Source organism: Enhygromyxa salina (genome assembly GCF_002994635.1).
Taxonomy (GTDB): Bacteria; Myxococcota_A; Polyangia; order Nannocystales; family Nannocystaceae; genus Plesiocystis; species Plesiocystis salina_B.
Map to the genome: position 1 here is coordinate 76,651 of NZ_PVNL01000119.1, position 17,328 is coordinate 93,978.

Sequence of the window (17,328 nt, forward strand, 5' to 3'; positions counted from 1 at the left end):
ACGCGCGATGCCCCGCTCGCTCTCGCTGTGCCTGTTCGGGTTGCTGATCGCCGGCTGCAACGGCGAGTCGGGCAGCCGCAGCGCCGACCAGGGCCGAGCCTCGGCCGCCGCCCCCGTCAGCGGGCCACCCACGTTCGCGGCTGACGTCGCCCCGATCATCTATGCCAACTGCGCGGTCTGTCACCACGACGGCGGCGCCGGCCCGTTCACGCTGCGCAGCTACGACGACGTCAGCGACCACGCCGAGCAGATCGTCGAGGTCACCCAGAGCGGCTTCATGCCGCCCTGGCTGCCGCGCGAGGGCTACGGCAATTTTGAGGGCGAGCGGCACCTGAGCGCCGCCCACAAGCAATTACTCGCGGACTGGGTCGCCGGGGGCCGGCTGCCTGGTGACCTGTCTACCGCCCCCAGCTTTCCCAGCTTCGCGAGCGGCTGGCAGCTGGGCCCGCCCGATCTCGAGCTGCAGGCCGAGGCCGCGTACGAGCTCCCGGCCGAGGGCAGGGACATCTACCGCAACTTCGTGATCTCCGTGCCGCCGGGGCCAACCCGGTTCGTGAAGACCGTCGAGCTCGCGCCGGGCTCACCCAAGGTGGTTCACCACGCGGTCATGCGCGTCGACGTCGAGGGCGAGGCCCGGCGGCTCGACGCGGCCGACCCGGAGCCCGGGTTTGACGGCATGGTGTTCGCGGGCGCGACCATGCCCGGCGGTCACTTCATCGGCTGGACGCCAGGTCGGACCGCGGATCCGGGCGACGACGACCGCTCGTGGCCGCTCACCGGGGGCACGGACATCGTCGTGCAGGTCCACCTGCGTCCAACCGGCAAGCCCGAGCGGATCCAGCCCAAGCTCGGTCTGCACTTCGCCGCGCACCCGCCGCCGAAGCCGGCGCTGGCGATGGTGCTGTCGTCGACGGCGATCGACATCGCCCCGGGCGACAGCGACTTTCGTGTGGTCGACACTTTCGAGCTGCCCGTGGATGTGCGGGTGTTGAGCGTCTATCCCCACGCGCACTACGTCGGCAAGCAGCTCGAGGGCTTCGCGACCTTGCCCGACGGCAGCCGCCAGTGGCTGGTCAAGATCGACGACTGGGACTTCAATTGGCAGGATCAATACCGCTATGAGCACCCGATCGCGCTGCCCAAGGGCAGCGTGATCACCATGGATCACCGCTACGACAATTCAGCTCAGAACCCGCGCAATCCGTTCTCTCCGCCCCAGCGCGTGGTGTTTGGGGCCAACTCGACCGACGAGATGGCCGAGCTGATCCTCGAGGTCGAGCCGGTCAATCCGGCCGAGATCGGCGTGCTCGACGAGGCGTCCCGGCTCGCGTGGTTGAGCGTGCAGATCGAGACGATCGAGCGCGCGCTCGCCGAGCAACCCAACGACCCCGAGCTGCTCGCCAACCTGGCCGGGATGCTGTCACACGGGGGCCGCCACGCGGAGGCCCGCGATCGCTACCAGGCCTCGCTGGCCCAGCGCGACGACGCGAGCACGCGGGTCGAGCTGGCGATCGTGCTCACGGCGCTCGATCAGCTGCCGGCCGCCGAGCTCGAGCTCGACGCGGCGCTGGGGCTCGAGCCCGAGCACGCGCGGGCGCACCTGGTGCGTGGCAACCACCGGCGACTGGCCGAGCAATACACCGCCGCGCTGGCGTCATACGAGCGCGCGATCGCGGCCGATCCCGAGCTCGTCGAGGCCCACAACAACCTTGGCGTCACCCATGAAAAGCTGGATCAGCCGGCCCGCGCCGCGACGGCGTTCGCTCGGGCGGCCCAGCTCTCGCCGGGGCGCTCGCTGTTCTGGGAGAACCTGGGTCGGGCCCACGAGGCCGCGCAGCAGTACGACGAGGCGCTCGCGGCCTATCGCACCGCGCTCGACTGCAACATCAACTCGTTCAAGGCGATGCGGGGGCTCGCGTGGATCCTGGCCACCCACGCCGATCCGAGCAAGCGCGACCCGACCCAGGCGCTCGCGCTGGCCGAGGCGGCTGGCCGCGCGACCGGGTTTCGCTCACCCGAGGTGCTCGAGGCCCTGGCCGCGGGCCTGGCCGCGAGCGGGCGATTCGAGCCGGCGACCGAGGCGATCGGGCGCGCGATCGAGCTGGCTCAGCTGGCCAAGCGGCCCGATCTCGAGGCCCGGTATCGGGCCCACGCGGCGCTGTTCGGGCGCCGCCAAGCGATCGTGCTGGGCGCGCCCGATTAGCGGCGATCTAGAGCTAGATCTCGATCGCGACTGGCACGTCGATCAGCCCCGCGGCCTGCAGGCTCTCTTCGATCGGGACCGGAAACACGCAGTACTTATAAAAGTCGTGCATGTCCCGGACCGAGAGCGCGCGAGTCGTCTTGCCGGGCCGGGCCGGGTCGCGCGCAATGTCTTGCCCCAAGACCCCGAGCAACAGCTGGCGCATCTCGAACTTGCTCATGGTCGGACCCACGCCCGACCGCGGCGACTCAGCGTTCATGATGTTGTGAGCCATAATTGCCGGCATCGAGTCATTGTTGACATACAGCCGCGCGGCGGTCGGGCCATGGAGAAATGTGTCGTCGATCATCGTGCCGTTTAGCGACGGCTGAATCGACCACACGAGCTTGTTCAACGCGAGTTGATCGAAGTGACCCGTACTCAGAATCCCCGTATCCACACCCCGCTTGAGCCGAACGATCAAGCCGGCGTTGACTCGGTCTTCGTCAAAGTCCCCGCGGACCACGTTATAGAGGCCCATGTACCAGGGCCCCGATAGATACGCGATCGACTTGACCGAGCCCGGCCCGAGCCCCAGCGCGCGGGCCCAGCGGGCCAACGCTTGCTTGTCTGTCCTTGGTAGCGCCTTGTGTCCATAGCTGAGCTCGGTCCTCGAGGCATCGAGCATTGGACAGCGAATCCGACCGGTCCTGCGCGGCACGCCGCGGGCGTTTAATTTCGTGGCTCGCGCGGCGCGAAATTCGACTGACACCTCGCGATAGCCTTCAGTGTTTGTCTCTACCTTGCGTGTGACGATGGGCATGCGCTCGCTCCGGGGTGGTGAAGTACCATATGGCGAGACCGCAGCTGCGACGAGCGGACGCACGCGGAGTCGGCGCGGGCCGGCGAGGCTGAGGGGTTGGGCACTGTTCGCGGGCAGATTCGCGTGTCGTGGCCCGCAAACATAGCATTGTTGCGGACTCGAGCGCGAGCGGCTGAGCGCCCGAGCGCAGGTTGACCCGACTGAAGACAGTCTACTCTCAATTAGTGGATCGTCGGCGCAGGAGCCCGAGCAGACCCAGCAGCGCCAGCATGGGACCAGGTGAATTGGGCGAGCGCGGACCCGAGTGACAGTTGCACCCGTCGCCGTCGCCAAGCCCGGCGTCGCCACCCGTCTCACCAAAGGGGTTGGTGTCGGCGCCATCCGTGCCGCCGTCGCCCCCACCGTCGTCCGAGCCGGTGCCTGCGTCCGCGCCAGAATCTGCGGTGTCGCCGTCGCCATCACCGGGATCGCCGTCGCCGTCCCCGCTGCCGTCACCAGTAAAGTCGATGTCCGCGAACGCGACGCTCTGCTCGGTCAGCGGATCTTCACCAATGCAGCTGACGTAATCATAGGACCAGGTTGCGACCAAGAACCAGCCGTCTGGCGTGATTGGTTGACCGACGGCCTCGACCACGAGGGTGACCTCGCGGCCGCTGCCGGCGGCAATGCTGCCGAGCGCGACGCCGCTGACGAGATCCGCGGTGGTGACCGGCTGCTGATTGACGTCACCCGGGGTGTCGTCAATTTCGAACGACACGAGCTCGAGGCCCTGGCCGAGCGGGGCCGTGAAGCTGAGGTCAGCCGCCGACACGTCACCCTCGTTGAGCAGCTCGAAGCTGAGGGTGGCCTGATCGCCGATTCCGATCTCTTGCGGGGAGACCTGCGCCGCGTTGCCGTCCTCGAAGTCGGGCGAGCTCACGTCGATCTCGAACGCCGCGAGCACGGGCATGAACGAGTCGCCGGTCGTGACCGCTCGCAGCACCGCCGAGGTCTGCCCGGCGCTGAGCTGGTTGGCGGCGGACGAGAGCGACAGCTTGGTGATGTCCCAGCCCTGCCGGCCGCCGATCACGTTGACGCCCGTGAACGCGTCGTGGTTGGCGTCGCCGGCCGACCCCAGGGTGTCGAGCTGGCCGTCGACGCCGTTGATCTGCGAGGCGAAGAAGTTATCGACCGGGTTGTTGGGGCCCGACAGCGGCGCGAACGGGCCATTGGCGGTCGGCGCGATCTGGAAGGTGTCACCGGTGCGGTTGGCGTCGCCTTCGATCGCGCTGATGACCACGCCGCCCTCGACGGTGCCCTGGGGCGGCGTGCAGAAGCCCGAGACCGGGTAGTCCTCGGTCGCGTCTTCATCGACGAATTGCCCGCCAACGAACACGGTCAGGTTGCGGGTCGGGGCGTCGGACGAGCGATACACCACGACCAGGGTCCAGCCGGCCGCGTTGAGCTGCTCGATCGAGAAGTCCTGGGTGGCCGGGACGCCGGTGACCGTGTACGTCGCCGACTCCTGCTCGACGACGAACGCGGTCACGTCGGCCGATCGCATGTAGTAGTTGACCGCGAAGCCCTGGGCCGCGAACCCGGCCAGGGTGACCGCGGTGTCGGGCGAGGGCACGGCGTCGAAGGTCATGCCGTTGGCGGCGAGTGTGACCGGTACGTCGAGGTCCGCGCTCACGTCCTCGGTCCCGTACAAGTAGCTGCCGCCCCAGACCAGCTCGGCGTAGAGGACCTCGACACCCGTCGAGTTCTGGGGCAGATCGAGCACGGCCGACGACCCATTGAGCGTCCAGTCCGACGTGGTGCCCGGGCCCCAGGGGTTGCCGAGGTTGGCCGGGGCGCTGTCAAACTGCTGCGCGTCGGGGCTCAGAAAGGTGCCGATCGAGTCGCCGACGCCCGGTCCGTTGGCGGCCGGTTGCTTGGACAGCCCCAAGGTGTTCCCGGTGCTGATGACCCCACCCTTGGCCGTGATCGAGAACCGCAGCTCGCTGGCGTGCGCGGTGGAGGCGAGTGCGAGCAGCGTGATTCCAAATGCGGGTACGGCGAGATAGCGAGGCTGCATGGGCATGAGGATATCAGCCTTCACGTGGTGGGCATGTGGGGGCGACTTTTTGCTTGGCCCCCAGCCCCCGAGGCGTAGTAGGGTCCCGCCCCATGGACTCGCACCCCGAGCCCCCCGATACCCGCACACCTCCCGCGCCCCCGAAGGCTCCGAAGCGAGAGCGGTCCGAGCTCGCGCTCGACAAGCTCATTGACTTCGTGCTGATCTTCATCGGTCTGTACGCCGCGATCGCCGTGCAGCGCTGGCAGGACACCGCCAAAGAGAAGGACGCCTACGTCGCCCTGCTCGGCGACTTCAAGCGCGAGCTGAACGCGAACCTGGAACAGGAGGGCTCGATCGAGAAAGATCTGGGGCTGATCACCGACACCACGCCGGGCAGCAACCTGGGCCCGATGCAGGCCACGTTCACGCACTTCTTCGAGGAGCTCAGCAAGGACGAGCTGCTGGTGAAGTGCCTCCACGAAGAATTCGCGACGGGGATGCAGCCAGGCGAGACCCACGTCAAGGAGGAGTGCCACCCCCTGTACGCGCAGTTCGAGAAGGCCCACTCGGAGCCGACCGAGTCCTTCAACTTCAGCCCCGTGGTGCTCACCCCATTCTACCGCTACGAGGTCTGGGAGCTGTACCTGGCCGATGGGGTCACGACCTTCCGCAACAAAGAGCTCGCCGTCCAGATCGCCGAGGCCTACAGCAACGCCCGCTTGATCGAGAAGCAGATCGCCGACATCGAGGCGACCTTCAACGACGCGTTCATGAAACAGGTCGGCCGCAGCGCCGCGACCGACATGGAGCTGGCGGAGATCGTGCACGACGAGGAGCAAGCGCACGGCCTCTCGGAGCAAAACCAGATTCTCTTGATCCACGTCGCGGAGACCATCAAAGACGAGCACTACGCCTCGCTCGAGGTCCTGCGCATTCTCGAGCTGAAGGTCGAGCGCATGAAGAAGATCGTGTTGCTGATGCGAGAAGAGATCGAGGCGGTCCAAAAGGCGATCGATGAAGAAATCGCCAAGGTCGAACGCTGACCGCGACCAAGGCGTAGCAACCGCGCAGGGAGCTCGAGGAACTCAGTGATCAAGGGGCAGCCCAGTGCTGCGCGAGCCTGTCGCTGACAGCGTCGGCGTGGGTGATCGGCAGGGTGTGGGCAGCGTCTTCGAAGCAGTGATAGTGCCGAGCGCCGATCGCCTGGGCCAACGCCTGATTGTAGCGCGGCTCGGCGATCAGATCCTCGGCGCCCGCGAGCACGATCGAGGGGATCGATCGCAGCTCGGGCAGGCGCGCGCGCTGATCATGGCGGTCCATCGCTCGGATCTGGCGCACGACGATGCGCCGCCGCTGGGCGAGATCGTGACCAAAGATCTGCGTGTAGCGCTCGACGACCGCGTCGAGGTCACCCCGCAGCTCGGACGCGGGCGCGATCAGGCGCAGGTAGGCTGAGCGACGCATCCGCGGGGTGCCGAGCACCGTGCGCGTACCCAACCAGAAGCCTCGCGGGCTCAGCCGCGCGGCCTCGGACCCATTGGTGAAGGTGCACAGCAAACCCAAGCTCGCGGCGCGATCGGGATGATCGAGCGCGAGCTGGTGGGCCAAGATCCCGCCCATGCTGTGGCCGATCACGTGGGCTCGATCGATCTGCAGGTGATCGAGCAGCGCGATCGCGTCGTCGACCATTTGGCCAAACACCAGCGTGCCAGGGGCTTCACCGCTGTCGCCGACCCCGCGATTGTCGACCGTGATGCACGAGTAGCGCTCGCGCAGTCGCTCCACCTGCGGGGCCCACACCATCCCGCGCGCGCCGACGCCCTGCAGCATCAACACGGGCGGGCCGGATCCTGTCACTTGGTAGGCGATGCTCGTGTCCGGTCGTCGCAAGCTCGGCACGGGCGAGATGATAGCTCGCCCGCACGCGACCGGAGCTGATCAATCCATTCGCGGGGCCACGTTGACGCTGATCTCGCTGAGGTCGCCCGCGGGCGCGACGATGCGAACCCGGTAGCGCACGCCGTCGTCGTCCTCTGCGTAGACAACCGTCTCACCCGCCGTGACCGCGAGCTTCTCGTGGGTCGAGTCTCCGATCCCCACGTCGACGCTGGAGAGCTTCTGCGTGAGGTCGGGATCGGCGTAGAACCCGGGCCTGTCCCAGGCGTAGGGCAGGTCGTCGTGGAGGTCTGCGGGCGTCACCCAAAACAGGTAGGGGTTGCCGTCTTCGGCCCGTCGATAGTAGAAGTCGACCGGCCCGCTGTTCGCTTTGTAGTTGCCGAGCAGGTAACCGGCGATGTCTGACGCCTGCGCCTGCAGGAACGGGCGCACGCCGTCGGCTGCCTCGGGGCCGGTGATCCCGACCGGCACCTGCTCGAGCGTGAACGCGACGTTGGCGTCACCCTCGGCGAAGGTCGGCGGGCCCTCGGGATCGAGGTGGTGGAGGTTGTGCTGTGCGACCTCGTTGATCAGCTCCCAGACAAACTGTGAGGGCGGCTCGTCGAACCACGATCCTCCGGGGACATCGAACACCGCCCAGCCGCCCGGGTTGCCGTCCATCCCGACCCGGACGACGTCGGTCCAGACCTTGGTGACGACGCTCATCAGGGTCTCGTACTTGCCGAGGCCAGCGTAGCCGACCATGTACTCGAGGTCCCAGCGGTCGAGTGTCCACACGAGACCATCACCGACTGGCGTGCCCGGCTTGTTGCCGACGCACGCCTCACTGACGTCGGTCGAGCACGCCGGAATGAAGCCATGGTGCTCGTAGATCGCGAATCGCAGGTCCAGGGTCGGATTGGGGGTGAGCCCGGTCAGCGAGAATTTGGCGGGATCATTGAAGTCGAACTCCGCCTCGTCATCGAAGCTCGGCCCGGTGACATCGGCGATGACGGAGATGTAGTCCTTGCCCGCGCCGAGGTCGACGCCGTCGAGGACCCGCAGGTTCGAGCTCGCCGCGACCTTCATCTCGAAATCGGGCCCCAACACCGGACCGTAGGTGGGGTAGTCGGGGACTAAGATCCCCGGGTGATCGCCGACCGGCCCGAGCCGCGCGCCGAGGGTCGCCATGTCGGTCAGCGCGTCGGCCAGCGTGACCGAGATCAGGCCCGCTGGCGTGGCCTCGGGGTGGGTGCCGATCAGGTTGTGGCGCAGCGACGAGACGACCGCGTCGGTGTCGAGGAACTCGTCGGTCACCGCGATCTTCAGGCTCTCGGCCATCATCTCCGAGAACCCACCGGTGAACATGGCGAAGAAGTCCGCGGCGCCCTCCACCCCCTCGAGGCTGGTCCCAGTCACGACCGAGTTGGCCGGGGTCATGGTCAGGATCCGGACCATCGAAAACTCGGGCGAGGTCTGCCAGTTGCCGTCGCCAAAGCTCTGACCCAGCTCCGTCAAGGAGCAATCGTGGTTGGGATCTTCGTTGTCGAGCTGCCAGTCGCTCCCGCACGCAAACTTGACGGTGTCGAGGGTGTTGGTCAGCAGCGGTGTCGAGTCGATCTGCAGGAGCACGATGTCGTTGGCGACGTCCCCGAACAGCTCGGCGACCTCGTCGCGACCCATCTGCAGGGTCAGCTCGGGCGGGACCTCGTCGCTGATGCGCAGGGTGAGCTCGGACTCGGGTCCGAACTCGGCCGGGTGCTCACCGGCGGTGCCGTCCTCCGCTGTCAGCCCGGTCTCGCCGTCGCCTCCGTCGCCGGGGTCGGTGCCCGGACCACCGCAAGCGGACACGAGCGTGAGCAGGACCGATCCCAGGTATGGCGTGCGTAGTTGCAATGCGAGACGACCTCCAGACCACGCAATGTACCACGCAGTGCCGGCTCATCATCGCTCAACCTCGCCACACGTGCGCGGCGATGCCCAGGCCGACGTTGGCCGCGTTGGCGACGATCATGACCACGCCGACGCGCCAGAACAGCTGCTTGATCGCGGGCAGCTCGGCTGGGGTCGCAAAGGTTCGGCGTGGCCACAGCACCCACGACACATACGCGAACGCGCCAGCGCTGACGCTGAACAGGGCGAGCTTGGCCACGAAGATCGCCAGCCAGACCGGCTCGCGCACGATCGCGTGGCCGGGCCAGACGCTCAGCGCCACACCCGAGGCCAAGATCGCCACGATGCCAGAGAACACCTTCCAGCGGGCCCCGTGCACGACCGTGAAGATGAAGTCCTCGAAGTCGGTGTCACGCTCGAAGTAGCGCTCCGCGCCGGGGTGCAGCACGAAGATCGAGAACACCATCACGCCGACCCAGACGCCGCCGCCCAGCACGTGGACGGCGAGCAGGGCGGCCTCGGCGACGCGGTCCCACATCGGTCGAGACGATATCAAGATATGACACTCTCGTACGCGGCGCGATTTAGCCCGAGCGGGAACCGGTGGGAAGGCCTGGCGCCGGGCACGAGTCGGAGTAGGGTGCCGGCATGGATCTCTCTGCCGTCGAGGCCTGGTTGTTCAATCCCACGGTCGGGAAGATCATCGCGGCGATCGTCGCGGTGATCCTCGCGCGGGGGCTGGCGATCGTGTTCAGCTCGAGCGTCCTCGGCCGGATCAGCGACACTACCGCGCGGTACCGGGCCCGCAAGCTGGTCGCGCTGGTCAGCTACCTGATCGCGGCGGTCGTGATCACGATCATCTTCAGCGACAAGCTGGGCGGGCTGACCGTGGCGTTCGGTGTCGCGGGTGCCGGCATCGCGTTCGCGCTGCAGGAGGTGATCGCGAGCCTGGCCGGCTGGGTCGCCGTCATGTTCGGGGGGTTCTATCGGATCGGGGATCGGGTCCAGCTCGGTGGTATCCGCGGCGACGTGATCGACATTGGGGTGATCCGCACGACGATCATGGAGATCGGCGAGTGGGTGAACGGGGACCTCTACACCGGCCGCATCGTGCGCGTGGCCAACAGCTTCGTGTTCAAGGAGCCGGTGTTCAATTATTCGGGCGACTTTCCGTTTCTGTGGGACGAGATCGTGGTCCCGATCAAGTTTGGCAGTGACTACGCGGAGGCCCGCAAGATCCTGCAGGTCATCGCCGCCGCGCACCTGGGCGACTACGCGGCGCGAGCGAAGAGCACCTGGGCCGATATGGTCACCAAGTTTGCGATCGAGGACGCCCAGATCGACCCGATGGTGACGATGGTGGCCAACGACAATTGGGTCGAGTTCACGCTGCGCTACGTGGTCGACCACAAGCGCCGCCGCGGGACCAAGGACGTGCTGTGGTCCGAGGCGCTGGCCGCGTTCGACGCCACCAACGGTCGGGTGGGGATGGCGTCGATGACCGTGCACCTGGTCGAGACCCCTGCCTTCGATGTCCGCATGTTGCCCCCGCGGGCGAGCTGAGCGGCGGGCGAGCTCAGGCTCGGACCAGCAGGTCGCGGAGCTCACCGAGGACGAGCGCGAGCGCACCGACGTCCCGCGCGGGAGAGGCGACCACTCGCGCGATCACCTCGGTCACGCTGACATGCGCCGACGCCCCACCAAACATGCTCTCGTTGAGCTTGAGCGAGAGGTTGTCGATCGCGCCGCGCAGCATGTCCAGGGTTGGCTCGGCGACCTCGCCGGAGAGTTCGGCCTGCTGCGCGGCGGCCTGCATCAGGGTGTCGATGTGCTCGGCGTAGATCAACAAGATCCGGGCGGAGCTGACCGTCGAGATCAAGTCAGCGAAGCGCTGCTCGGCGGCGCGGACGTCAGCGAGGGCCAGATCGGTCTGGTGCAGGGTCAGCTGACAGGCCGCCCGGTTGTTGTACGCCGCGGCCAGGCCGAGCTTGGCGTCGGCGTGCTGGGTGTGCTCGAACTGCTCGATCGCCCGGCCGAAGTCGGCGATCGCTTGCTCGTGGTGCCCGAGCCGACGGTGGGCCTCGCCGCGGTTGAGGTAGCCGCGGCCAAGCCTGACCTTGCGCTCGGTCGCCGTTGGAAATTCCTGCGCCAGGAGCAGCGCGAGCGCGCGGTCGAGGGCCCGCAGCGCGCGGTCGAGGTCGCCCCGCAGCGCGCGAAGCTTGCCCATGTTCAGGTAGATGTCGGCGGTCTGAGCGTTGACCGGCTGACCGAGCTTCTTGAGCTGCATCGCAAGCGCGAGCCCGGCCTGGCAGGCATCGAGGGCGCGGTCGAGCTCGCCGCTCTGCAGCTCGCTGTTCGAGCGCGCGACCAGACACTCGAGCTGCTCGACCTCGAACGCGCGGCGACGGGCCTCGAGGTAGCTGTGCAGCAGCTCGCCGCGGCGGGCCGCGAGCTGGTGCTCACCGTCGCGCTCGAGCGTCTTGATATGCAGATTGAACAGCTTGGCGATCTCGAGCTCGTGGAGGTCGACGGTCGGCGTGAACCCGGTGGTGAGCGTGGTGCCGTCGGGTGAGAAGCCGGACGAGGCGAGGACCGTCCAGGCGCAGTCGGCCACCGCGCTGTCGAGCTGCGCGCGGATCAACGACTCGGCGTTGGCCAGCAGGTGGCGGGCCGCGCTGGCGAATTCGTGCTCCTTGATCAGGCTCTCGATCGCGGTGAGCCGCACGAACGCCGATGAGTGCGAGCGCCGCGACGCCTGGGCGTTGGCGATCGCAACGCTGGCCTTGCCCGCGACAGGCTCGGGGATGTCGGCGCGGATCAGATCGCGGTACCAGGGATTGACGATGAATCCATCGAGGCTCTCGCTGATCAGCGGCGGCGCCGAGAACTCGCGGTTGATGTCGACGATCCGCTCGTAGAACACCTGCGCCCAGTGATCGTGGCTGCGCTTGGACACGCTGCGGCGGACGTCGTGATAGGCGTCGACCAGATCCTGCATGGACAGCGGGTGGCTCGACAGCGCGATCAAGCGGCACAGCAGCAAGCTCGCGTCGCCCTTGTTGGGGCCGCAAGCCTTGATGCGGGCCGAGAACGCCTTGCCGTCGGCGGCGGTCAGCTGCTGCACCCGCGAGACCACTTGATCGGCGCTGGCGTGGGAGCCGAGCACGACGAAGGCCCGGTGGATCACGCCCGGGAGGTAGCGGGCGGCGCGGGCGATTCGGCCGGCGTCATCCGACCGCAGGCCCGGGAAGTACTTGCGCGCGACTGAGGCCGCCTGCCGCTCGCTCAGCGTGGGGATCGGGGTGTGCGGGAGCGGGTTGCCGTGGCGATCGAGCGGGCGGGTGTGGGCGGTGGCCAGGATCCGGCAGGTGAAATTGCGGGCCTTGTTGAGGTGCGCGTACTGAAGCAGCGCGACCAGCTTGGGCTCGCGCTCGAAGTCGACGTCGTCGATCAGCAGCGCGGCGTTGTTGCTGAGCAGCAGATTGTAGAGGGTGTCGACCTCTTGCAGCTCCTGGTGGGGCACGTACCACAGGCTGCTCTGGACCTCTGGCAGCGCGCGCTTGAGCTCGGCGAACAGCCGATCGAAGCGATGCGAGACGTCGCCAAAGTCGCCGCACCAGATGACCGGGGAGGCCGGCTCGGACTCCTCGATCTGCTGCATGAGCATGGCGAGCAGCGTGGTCTTGCCGCTCTTGGGCGGGCCGACGAGCAGCGAGAGGCGCTGGGTCATCGCGCCACTCAGGAGCCGCTGATAGCCGCTGAGCGCCCCGGCTGGCGGTGGCGGCGTGCCCAGCTGCAAGTAGCGGCTGGTCCCGAGCACCCCGCGGCCAAGGAACTCGCGGTGGAGGTCCTGCAGCGGCAAGAAGTAGCAGGTCTCGGCGTAGTTGCCGGCGCTGCCCCACAGCACGCCGATCGCCGAGCGGCTGCCAAACAGCACGACCGGGCCGCCGCTGGCCCCGTGGATGCCGGTCGGGCCCAGACCCGTATGCTTGATCACCGACAGTGGCGCCGAGGACAGGCCCGGCTGGCCGTCCGAGACCAGCGCGATGCCCTCGCCGAACCGGGCGCTCTCGTAGCCGGCGATGCACAGCTTGTGTCCGGCGTGATCCTGGGTCTCGTAGGCGCCGATCTCCAGGAAGTGATCGAAGTTCTTGTTGAGGTCGAGCAGCACCAGCGCGTCGTCGCGCAGGGCGGTGTTGGGTACTTTGATCGGCTCGGAGATCGCGGCGACCCGGGCGTAGACCGGCATCTCCTCGCTGGTGAACACGTTGGCGCGCACCTCGATCTGCGCGTCGAGCAGATCGACCGAGTGCGGGGCCCGGTTCTCGCGGCCGCGAAAGTACTCGTCGACGACGTGCAGCAGGGTGAGCGCGTGGCGACGCCCGATCAAGAACGCGGTGCCAGCAGGGGCCTGATCACCCTCGCGCATGACCGCCAAGCAGCTGCGCTGGATGTGCTCGACCGAGCTCACGTCTTGGCGCGATCCCAGGTCGTCGTGACTTCGATCGCGCCCGAAGCGGTGCCCTTGGCGATGTACAGGTTGCCCTCGACCCCGGCCGCCAGTGAGAATTTCATGGTCACGGTCGCGGGTCGGCTGGCCTCGGGTAGCTTGGCCATGGCCTCGGCGAAGCACAGCGCGGGGGTGACGATGAAGTCGGTCAGGGTCGACATCCCAACGTCGGCCAGCTGCTCGCCGAGCGCCTGGATCTTCTCGCGTGGACCGCGGGTCGGACCGCGACTCGCCGGCTCGTAGGGAGCGCTGAGCTTGGCGCCGCCTTCCGGGGTCTCGACCTGGATCGAGATGGTCGACATCCCGGGAGGCGTGTCGCTGGCATCGTCGCTCGTCACCCGAGGATCGGGCCACAGGAGTGGCGAGGGTGTCAACCGAAACGGCGTTGCCCCGCCCGCGAGCAGGCGCGCGGGCGGGCGTTGACGCAACCCCTCACGCCGCCCCGCGAGCTCGATGATTACGCCAACGGCTGTTTGGCCTGTATCATGCCAGCCATGCGCGCCCTGACCTGGTCTGCCGGTATTGGTTCCTTCGCCCTCCCGCTGCTGTTGCTCGGTGTGTCCGCGCTGACGCCCGCGACCGCGGCCGCGAGTCGGGTCGTGTTCGTCAACACCGAGCCGGTCACGATCGAAGCGGGCACCAATGATCCGGCGGCCGACAGCGTCAGCGTCAACGGCTACACGCAGACCGACTTCGACGGCTGGGTCGGGGCCTCGGACGAGCAAAAGCAAGACCTGCTCGCGCTGCTCAAGGACGTGAGCGTGCCGTTCGACATCATCTTCACGCTCGAGCGCCCGGCGATGGGGCCCTACGACATGGTCGTGTTCGGCAGCGCCGAAGATCACATGAGCTCGTTTGGCGGCACCTGCTCGGTGCAGGTCGGGCTGTCGGACTGCGGTGACGCGAGCGGGGTCTCGATCGCGTTCGCGTACTGGGGCTGCCTGGCCGAGGATCTGCACCTCGACACCGAGCGCGTCGCGTTTCATACCCTCGGCGCGCTTGGCTATGGCTGGGGGCTCGAGAACATCGCGGGCAACGGGCAGATCATGTCGTCGTGGAGTAACTCGGCCCTGAAGTTTGGGGAGGCGTGCGCGAACATCAATGGTGGCTCGGGGTGCGCCCACGCGGAGTGTGGGATGGGTCAGCAAAACAGCACCGCTGATCTGATCGCCAACCTCGGGGCGCGGGTCGACGACGGGCCGCCCGAGATCGTCGTGATCGAGCCGCAGCCGGGGTCGGATGTGACGTCGCCGTTTGACGTGGTCGTGGAGGTCGACGATGGGTTTGGCGGGATCACGGCCCAGCTCGAGGTCGTCGGGCTAGGGGCGCCGCCGGCCGTGGATGCGGAGTATCCATATCGCTGGAGCGGGCTGGATCTCGGGGCGGGCCCGAGCGCGCTGACCTTACTGGTGACGGCGACCGACGCCGACGGCAATGAGGTCTCGACCGAGATCCCGGTGTGCCTGGGCGGCGGGTGCCCGGAGCCTGGCGATGGCGACGGCGATGGCGATGGCGATGGCGACCCTGGCGACGGGGATGGCGATGGCGACGGCGGCGGGGAGACTGGCGGGGGAACGGCGGGCGCCGACGCGGGCGAGGCCAAGGGGTGCGCGGTCGAGCAGCGCGGGGCCGGCGGTCTCGGCGGGCTGCTGGTGCTGGGGTTGGTCGGGCTCGCTCGGCGGCGAGCGCAGCAGGCGTAGCGCCTACGGCAGCACACACACGCCGAGATCTTCGAACCCCGACGGCGGCGGATCCTCGAAGAAGGGGATACACGCGTAGTCGGGATCGATCGCCTGACAGGGCCCGTCGCCCGCGGCCACCGTGCAATATGCCGCGCAACACTCGTCGCCCGCGCAGCTCGTCAGCGACAAGCCCTCGACGCACAGCAGCTCGGACGCGCAGTCGTTGACGAGGCTGCACGGCTCACCAACCCCATGGCCCGCGCCTTCGAGCACGCAGCTGAAGTCGGGATTGGTCCACGCACACTCGAGGCCCACGCCGCAGTCGCTGGCTAGCGGCACGCAACGCTGGACGCACATGGGCGGGTCCACGTCGCTGAGCGAGCATGTCCAGCCATCGATACATTCGACGTACTGGATGCCTCCGGTGCAATAGGGGTGGCAACGACCGGCGAGCAGCCCCGAATTGTATGACCAACAAAAGCCGTCGGCGTCGCAGTCGTCGTTGCCGGTTGCGAGGCTGCCTATCGAACAGGTCTGGCCGGGCTCGACCGCGCCCGTGACCGACACACACCGGTACTCGGGCGCGCTGGCGAGGTCGGGCCAGTGCGGCACGCACTTATAGCTGGTGGGGCAGTTCTGATAGATCATGCTGCAGGACTGCTCACCGATGTCCCCAATCTCGCACTCGTCGAGGTCGTTTTCACCGCATTCGTCGGGGCCGTCGGTGAAGGTGGTCGGGGCGGTCGATGTGGTCGTCGAGGCCATGCCGCTCGAGCTGGTCTCGCCATCGCCCGCGCCGCCCGAGGCTTGGCCGCACGCGGTGATCCAGCTGGCCGCCAAGCTGGCCGCACAGATCAGCGTGTAGACGCGCAAGTCACCGGGCGTTCGCATGGACCGCCAATGTTGCACATGTTCATGGCTCTGCTCAATCTCTCGTCTCGTCTCGTCGCGGTGAGCTCAGCGCCGCGCAGGCCGATACCAAGATCACGCGAGCGGTCGCCAGCTATTGTGCGCCCGCGTCGCTCGGGCCCGCGGCCGGCTGCGCGCGGTCACGGCTGAGCGCGCGCGTCGATTGGAAACAAACCACACGAGCAGCTACCGTGGGCGCGATGCCTGCCCACGCTCGTCGACAGTTCTTGTATCTGTGTGCTGGCGGGGCCACGACCCTCCTGTTTGCGTGCAGCGAGGAGCTCGGCGGCAGCACGGGCGAGACAGGCGAGACCGGCGAGACCGATGATGGCAATGGGGGCCCGTGCGCCGATCCCTTCGCGGGTGGCGTCCTGCTTGGCGCGATCACCAGCTTCGAGGGCGAAGGCCAGACCTCGGTCGGCGATCCCCAGGGCCAGGGCCTCGACGGCCGCCTGGCGCTGGACCTCGGCACCCTCGAGGCCGACACTCTGATCACTCAAAACGACGACTTCTTCGTCCGCACCGCGCTCCCGGATCAACTCGACCTCGACCAGGCGTGGAACCTGCGGGTGTCGGGCCTCGTCGACGCCGAGCTCGATCTCAGCCTCGATGACCTCGCTGCGCTGCCTCAGACCTCGCGCGTGGTCCTGCTCGAGTGCTCGGGCAACGGCGACAATCGTGCGTTCGGGCTGATCTCGGCGGCCGAGTGGTCGGGGGTGTTGCTGACGGAGATCCTGGCCATGGTCTCGATCCAGGCCCAGGCGACGGCGGTGTTGATCGAGGGCTTCGACCAGCACTCGCAGCCCTCGACCAGCTCGAGCCCCGGCTGCAGCTGGGTGTTTCGCTTCGACGAGCTCGCGGCGGCCGGGGCGATGCTGGCGACGCACATGAACGGCGAGCCGCTCCCGCCGGATCACGGCCAGCCGCTGCGGCTGATCATCCCGGGCTGGTACGGCTGCTGCAACGCCAAGTGGGTCGACTCGATCCGTCTGGTCGGAGCCCGCGAGCCCGCGACCGCGCAGATGCTGGAGTTCGCCACGCGCACCCACCAGACCCAGGCCCACGCGCTGGCGGCCGACTACGCCCCCGCGATCATGCAGCAAGCGGCGATGCCCGTGCGTGTGGAGCGGTGGTCGGTCGACGGCGCGCTGCTCTACAAGATCGTCGGGATCATGTGGGGCGGCACCCAGGTCACCGACGCGCTGGCGATCCGGTTTGACGGCGGCGCCCCGCTCCCCGTCCAGGTCTGCCCGACACACGCCAGCACCGACACCTGGACGCTGTGGTCCTACGCCTGGAAGCCCGGCGCCGTTGGGACCTACGAGATCACCATGGCGATCGACGATCCGACGGTCTCAACGGTCCGACTGGACAGCGGGTACTATGCCCGTCGGATCGTCATTGACGAGGTCTGAG

Annotated in this window: 13 protein-coding genes; 5 read left to right on the plus strand and 8 right to left on the minus strand. The window is 67.8% G+C overall.

Going from position 1 to position 17,328, the window contains the following annotated elements:
- The first annotated feature begins 7 nt into the window (after positions 1–7).
- Positions 8–2,203 carry a tetratricopeptide repeat protein gene (locus ENSA7_RS31070; RefSeq protein ID WP_106093023.1) on the plus strand — a complete coding sequence of 732 codons (2,196 nt, stop codon included), beginning with the start codon at positions 8–10 and terminating at the stop codon, positions 2,201–2,203.
- Positions 2,204–2,216: 13 nt separating this feature from the next.
- Here ENSA7_RS31070 and ENSA7_RS31075 read toward each other — a convergent pair whose 3' ends face one another.
- Together ENSA7_RS31075 and ENSA7_RS31080 are read right to left on the minus strand one after the other, a co-directional pair.
- Positions 2,217–2,801, minus strand: coding sequence for a hypothetical protein (locus tag ENSA7_RS31075; protein ID WP_146158334.1), 585 nt, complete (start codon positions 2,799–2,801; stop codon positions 2,217–2,219).
- 421 nt (positions 2,802–3,222) lie between these two features.
- Positions 3,223–5,061 (minus strand): MYXO-CTERM sorting domain-containing protein, encoded by a 1,839-nt coding sequence (locus ENSA7_RS31080; protein WP_146158335.1) that lies wholly within the window; start codon positions 5,059–5,061, stop codon positions 3,223–3,225.
- A 92-nt stretch (positions 5,062–5,153) separates the two neighbouring features.
- Between ENSA7_RS31080 and ENSA7_RS31085 the strand changes: the two genes are divergently transcribed.
- Entirely contained in the window at positions 5,154–6,086 is a 933-nt protein-coding gene (locus ENSA7_RS31085) for a hypothetical protein (RefSeq protein WP_106093026.1), read from the plus strand.
- 49 nt (positions 6,087–6,135) lie between these two features.
- Here ENSA7_RS31085 and ENSA7_RS31090 read toward each other — a convergent pair whose 3' ends face one another.
- From ENSA7_RS31090 to ENSA7_RS31100, 3 genes are all read right to left on the minus strand, one after another.
- A complete protein-coding gene (locus tag ENSA7_RS31090) occupies positions 6,136–6,942 on the minus strand; it encodes an alpha/beta fold hydrolase (protein WP_146158336.1) in 807 nt (268 codons plus the stop codon).
- A gap of 39 nt (positions 6,943–6,981) precedes the next feature.
- Positions 6,982–8,769 carry a hypothetical protein gene (locus tag ENSA7_RS31095; RefSeq protein WP_146158337.1) on the minus strand — a complete coding sequence of 596 codons (1,788 nt, stop codon included), beginning with the start codon at positions 8,767–8,769 and terminating at the stop codon, positions 6,982–6,984.
- Between the two features lie 100 nt (positions 8,770–8,869).
- Entirely contained in the window at positions 8,870–9,349 is a 480-nt protein-coding gene (locus tag ENSA7_RS31100) for a hypothetical protein (protein ID WP_106093029.1), read from the minus strand.
- 110 nt (positions 9,350–9,459) lie between these two features.
- On the opposite strand from ENSA7_RS31100, the gene ENSA7_RS31105 reads away from it, so the two are divergent.
- A complete protein-coding gene (locus ENSA7_RS31105; protein ID WP_106093030.1) occupies positions 9,460–10,374 on the plus strand; it encodes a mechanosensitive ion channel family protein in 915 nt (304 codons plus the stop codon).
- A gap of 13 nt (positions 10,375–10,387) precedes the next feature.
- Here the strand turns inward: ENSA7_RS31105 and ENSA7_RS31110 are convergent, their stop codons facing one another.
- Together ENSA7_RS31110 and ENSA7_RS31115 are read right to left on the minus strand one after the other, a co-directional pair.
- Entirely contained in the window at positions 10,388–13,282 is a 2,895-nt protein-coding gene (locus ENSA7_RS31110) for an AAA family ATPase (RefSeq protein WP_106093031.1), read from the minus strand.
- Positions 13,279–13,623 carry a CU044_2847 family protein gene (locus ENSA7_RS31115; RefSeq protein WP_146158338.1) on the minus strand — a complete coding sequence of 115 codons (345 nt, stop codon included), beginning with the start codon at positions 13,621–13,623 and terminating at the stop codon, positions 13,279–13,281. Before ENSA7_RS31115 ends, ENSA7_RS31110 begins: the two co-directional genes overlap by 4 nt.
- 192 nt (positions 13,624–13,815) lie before the next feature.
- Between ENSA7_RS31115 and ENSA7_RS31120 the strand changes: the two genes are divergently transcribed.
- Entirely contained in the window at positions 13,816–15,021 is a 1,206-nt protein-coding gene (locus ENSA7_RS31120; RefSeq protein WP_146158339.1) for a hypothetical protein, read from the plus strand.
- A gap of 3 nt (positions 15,022–15,024) precedes the next feature.
- Here the strand turns inward: ENSA7_RS31120 and ENSA7_RS31125 are convergent, their stop codons facing one another.
- Positions 15,025–15,894, minus strand: a complete 870-nt coding sequence (locus ENSA7_RS31125; protein ID WP_146158340.1) for a hypothetical protein — start codon at positions 15,892–15,894, stop codon at positions 15,025–15,027.
- Between the two features lie 218 nt (positions 15,895–16,112).
- Between ENSA7_RS31125 and ENSA7_RS31130 the strand changes: the two genes are divergently transcribed.
- A complete protein-coding gene (locus tag ENSA7_RS31130; protein ID WP_146158341.1) occupies positions 16,113–17,327 on the plus strand; it encodes a molybdopterin-dependent oxidoreductase in 1,215 nt (404 codons plus the stop codon).
- The last annotated feature ends 1 nt before the right edge of the window (position 17,328 follow it).

Excerpts from the sequence above, each read along its gene's own strand:
- ENSA7_RS31070 (WP_106093023.1), top strand. The coding sequence starts at position 8 with ATGCCCCGCTCGCTCTCGCTGTGCCTGTTCGGGTTGCTGATCGCCGGC.
- ENSA7_RS31080 (WP_146158335.1), bottom strand. The coding sequence starts at position 5,061 with ATGCAGCCTCGCTATCTCGCCGTACCCGCATTTGGAATCACGCTGCTC.
- ENSA7_RS31125 (WP_146158340.1), bottom strand. The coding sequence starts at position 15,894 with ATGCGAACGCCCGGTGACTTGCGCGTCTACACGCTGATCTGTGCGGCC.
- ENSA7_RS31120 (WP_146158339.1), top strand. The coding sequence starts at position 13,816 with ATGCGCGCCCTGACCTGGTCTGCCGGTATTGGTTCCTTCGCCCTCCCG.
- ENSA7_RS31130 (WP_146158341.1), top strand. The coding sequence starts at position 16,113 with ATGCCTGCCCACGCTCGTCGACAGTTCTTGTATCTGTGTGCTGGCGGG.
- ENSA7_RS31105 (WP_106093030.1), top strand. The coding sequence starts at position 9,460 with ATGGATCTCTCTGCCGTCGAGGCCTGGTTGTTCAATCCCACGGTCGGG.
- ENSA7_RS31115 (WP_146158338.1), bottom strand. The coding sequence starts at position 13,623 with ATGTCGACCATCTCGATCCAGGTCGAGACCCCGGAAGGCGGCGCCAAG.
- ENSA7_RS31100 (WP_106093029.1), bottom strand. The coding sequence starts at position 9,349 with ATGTGGGACCGCGTCGCCGAGGCCGCCCTGCTCGCCGTCCACGTGCTG.
- ENSA7_RS31085 (WP_106093026.1), top strand. The coding sequence starts at position 5,154 with ATGGACTCGCACCCCGAGCCCCCCGATACCCGCACACCTCCCGCGCCC.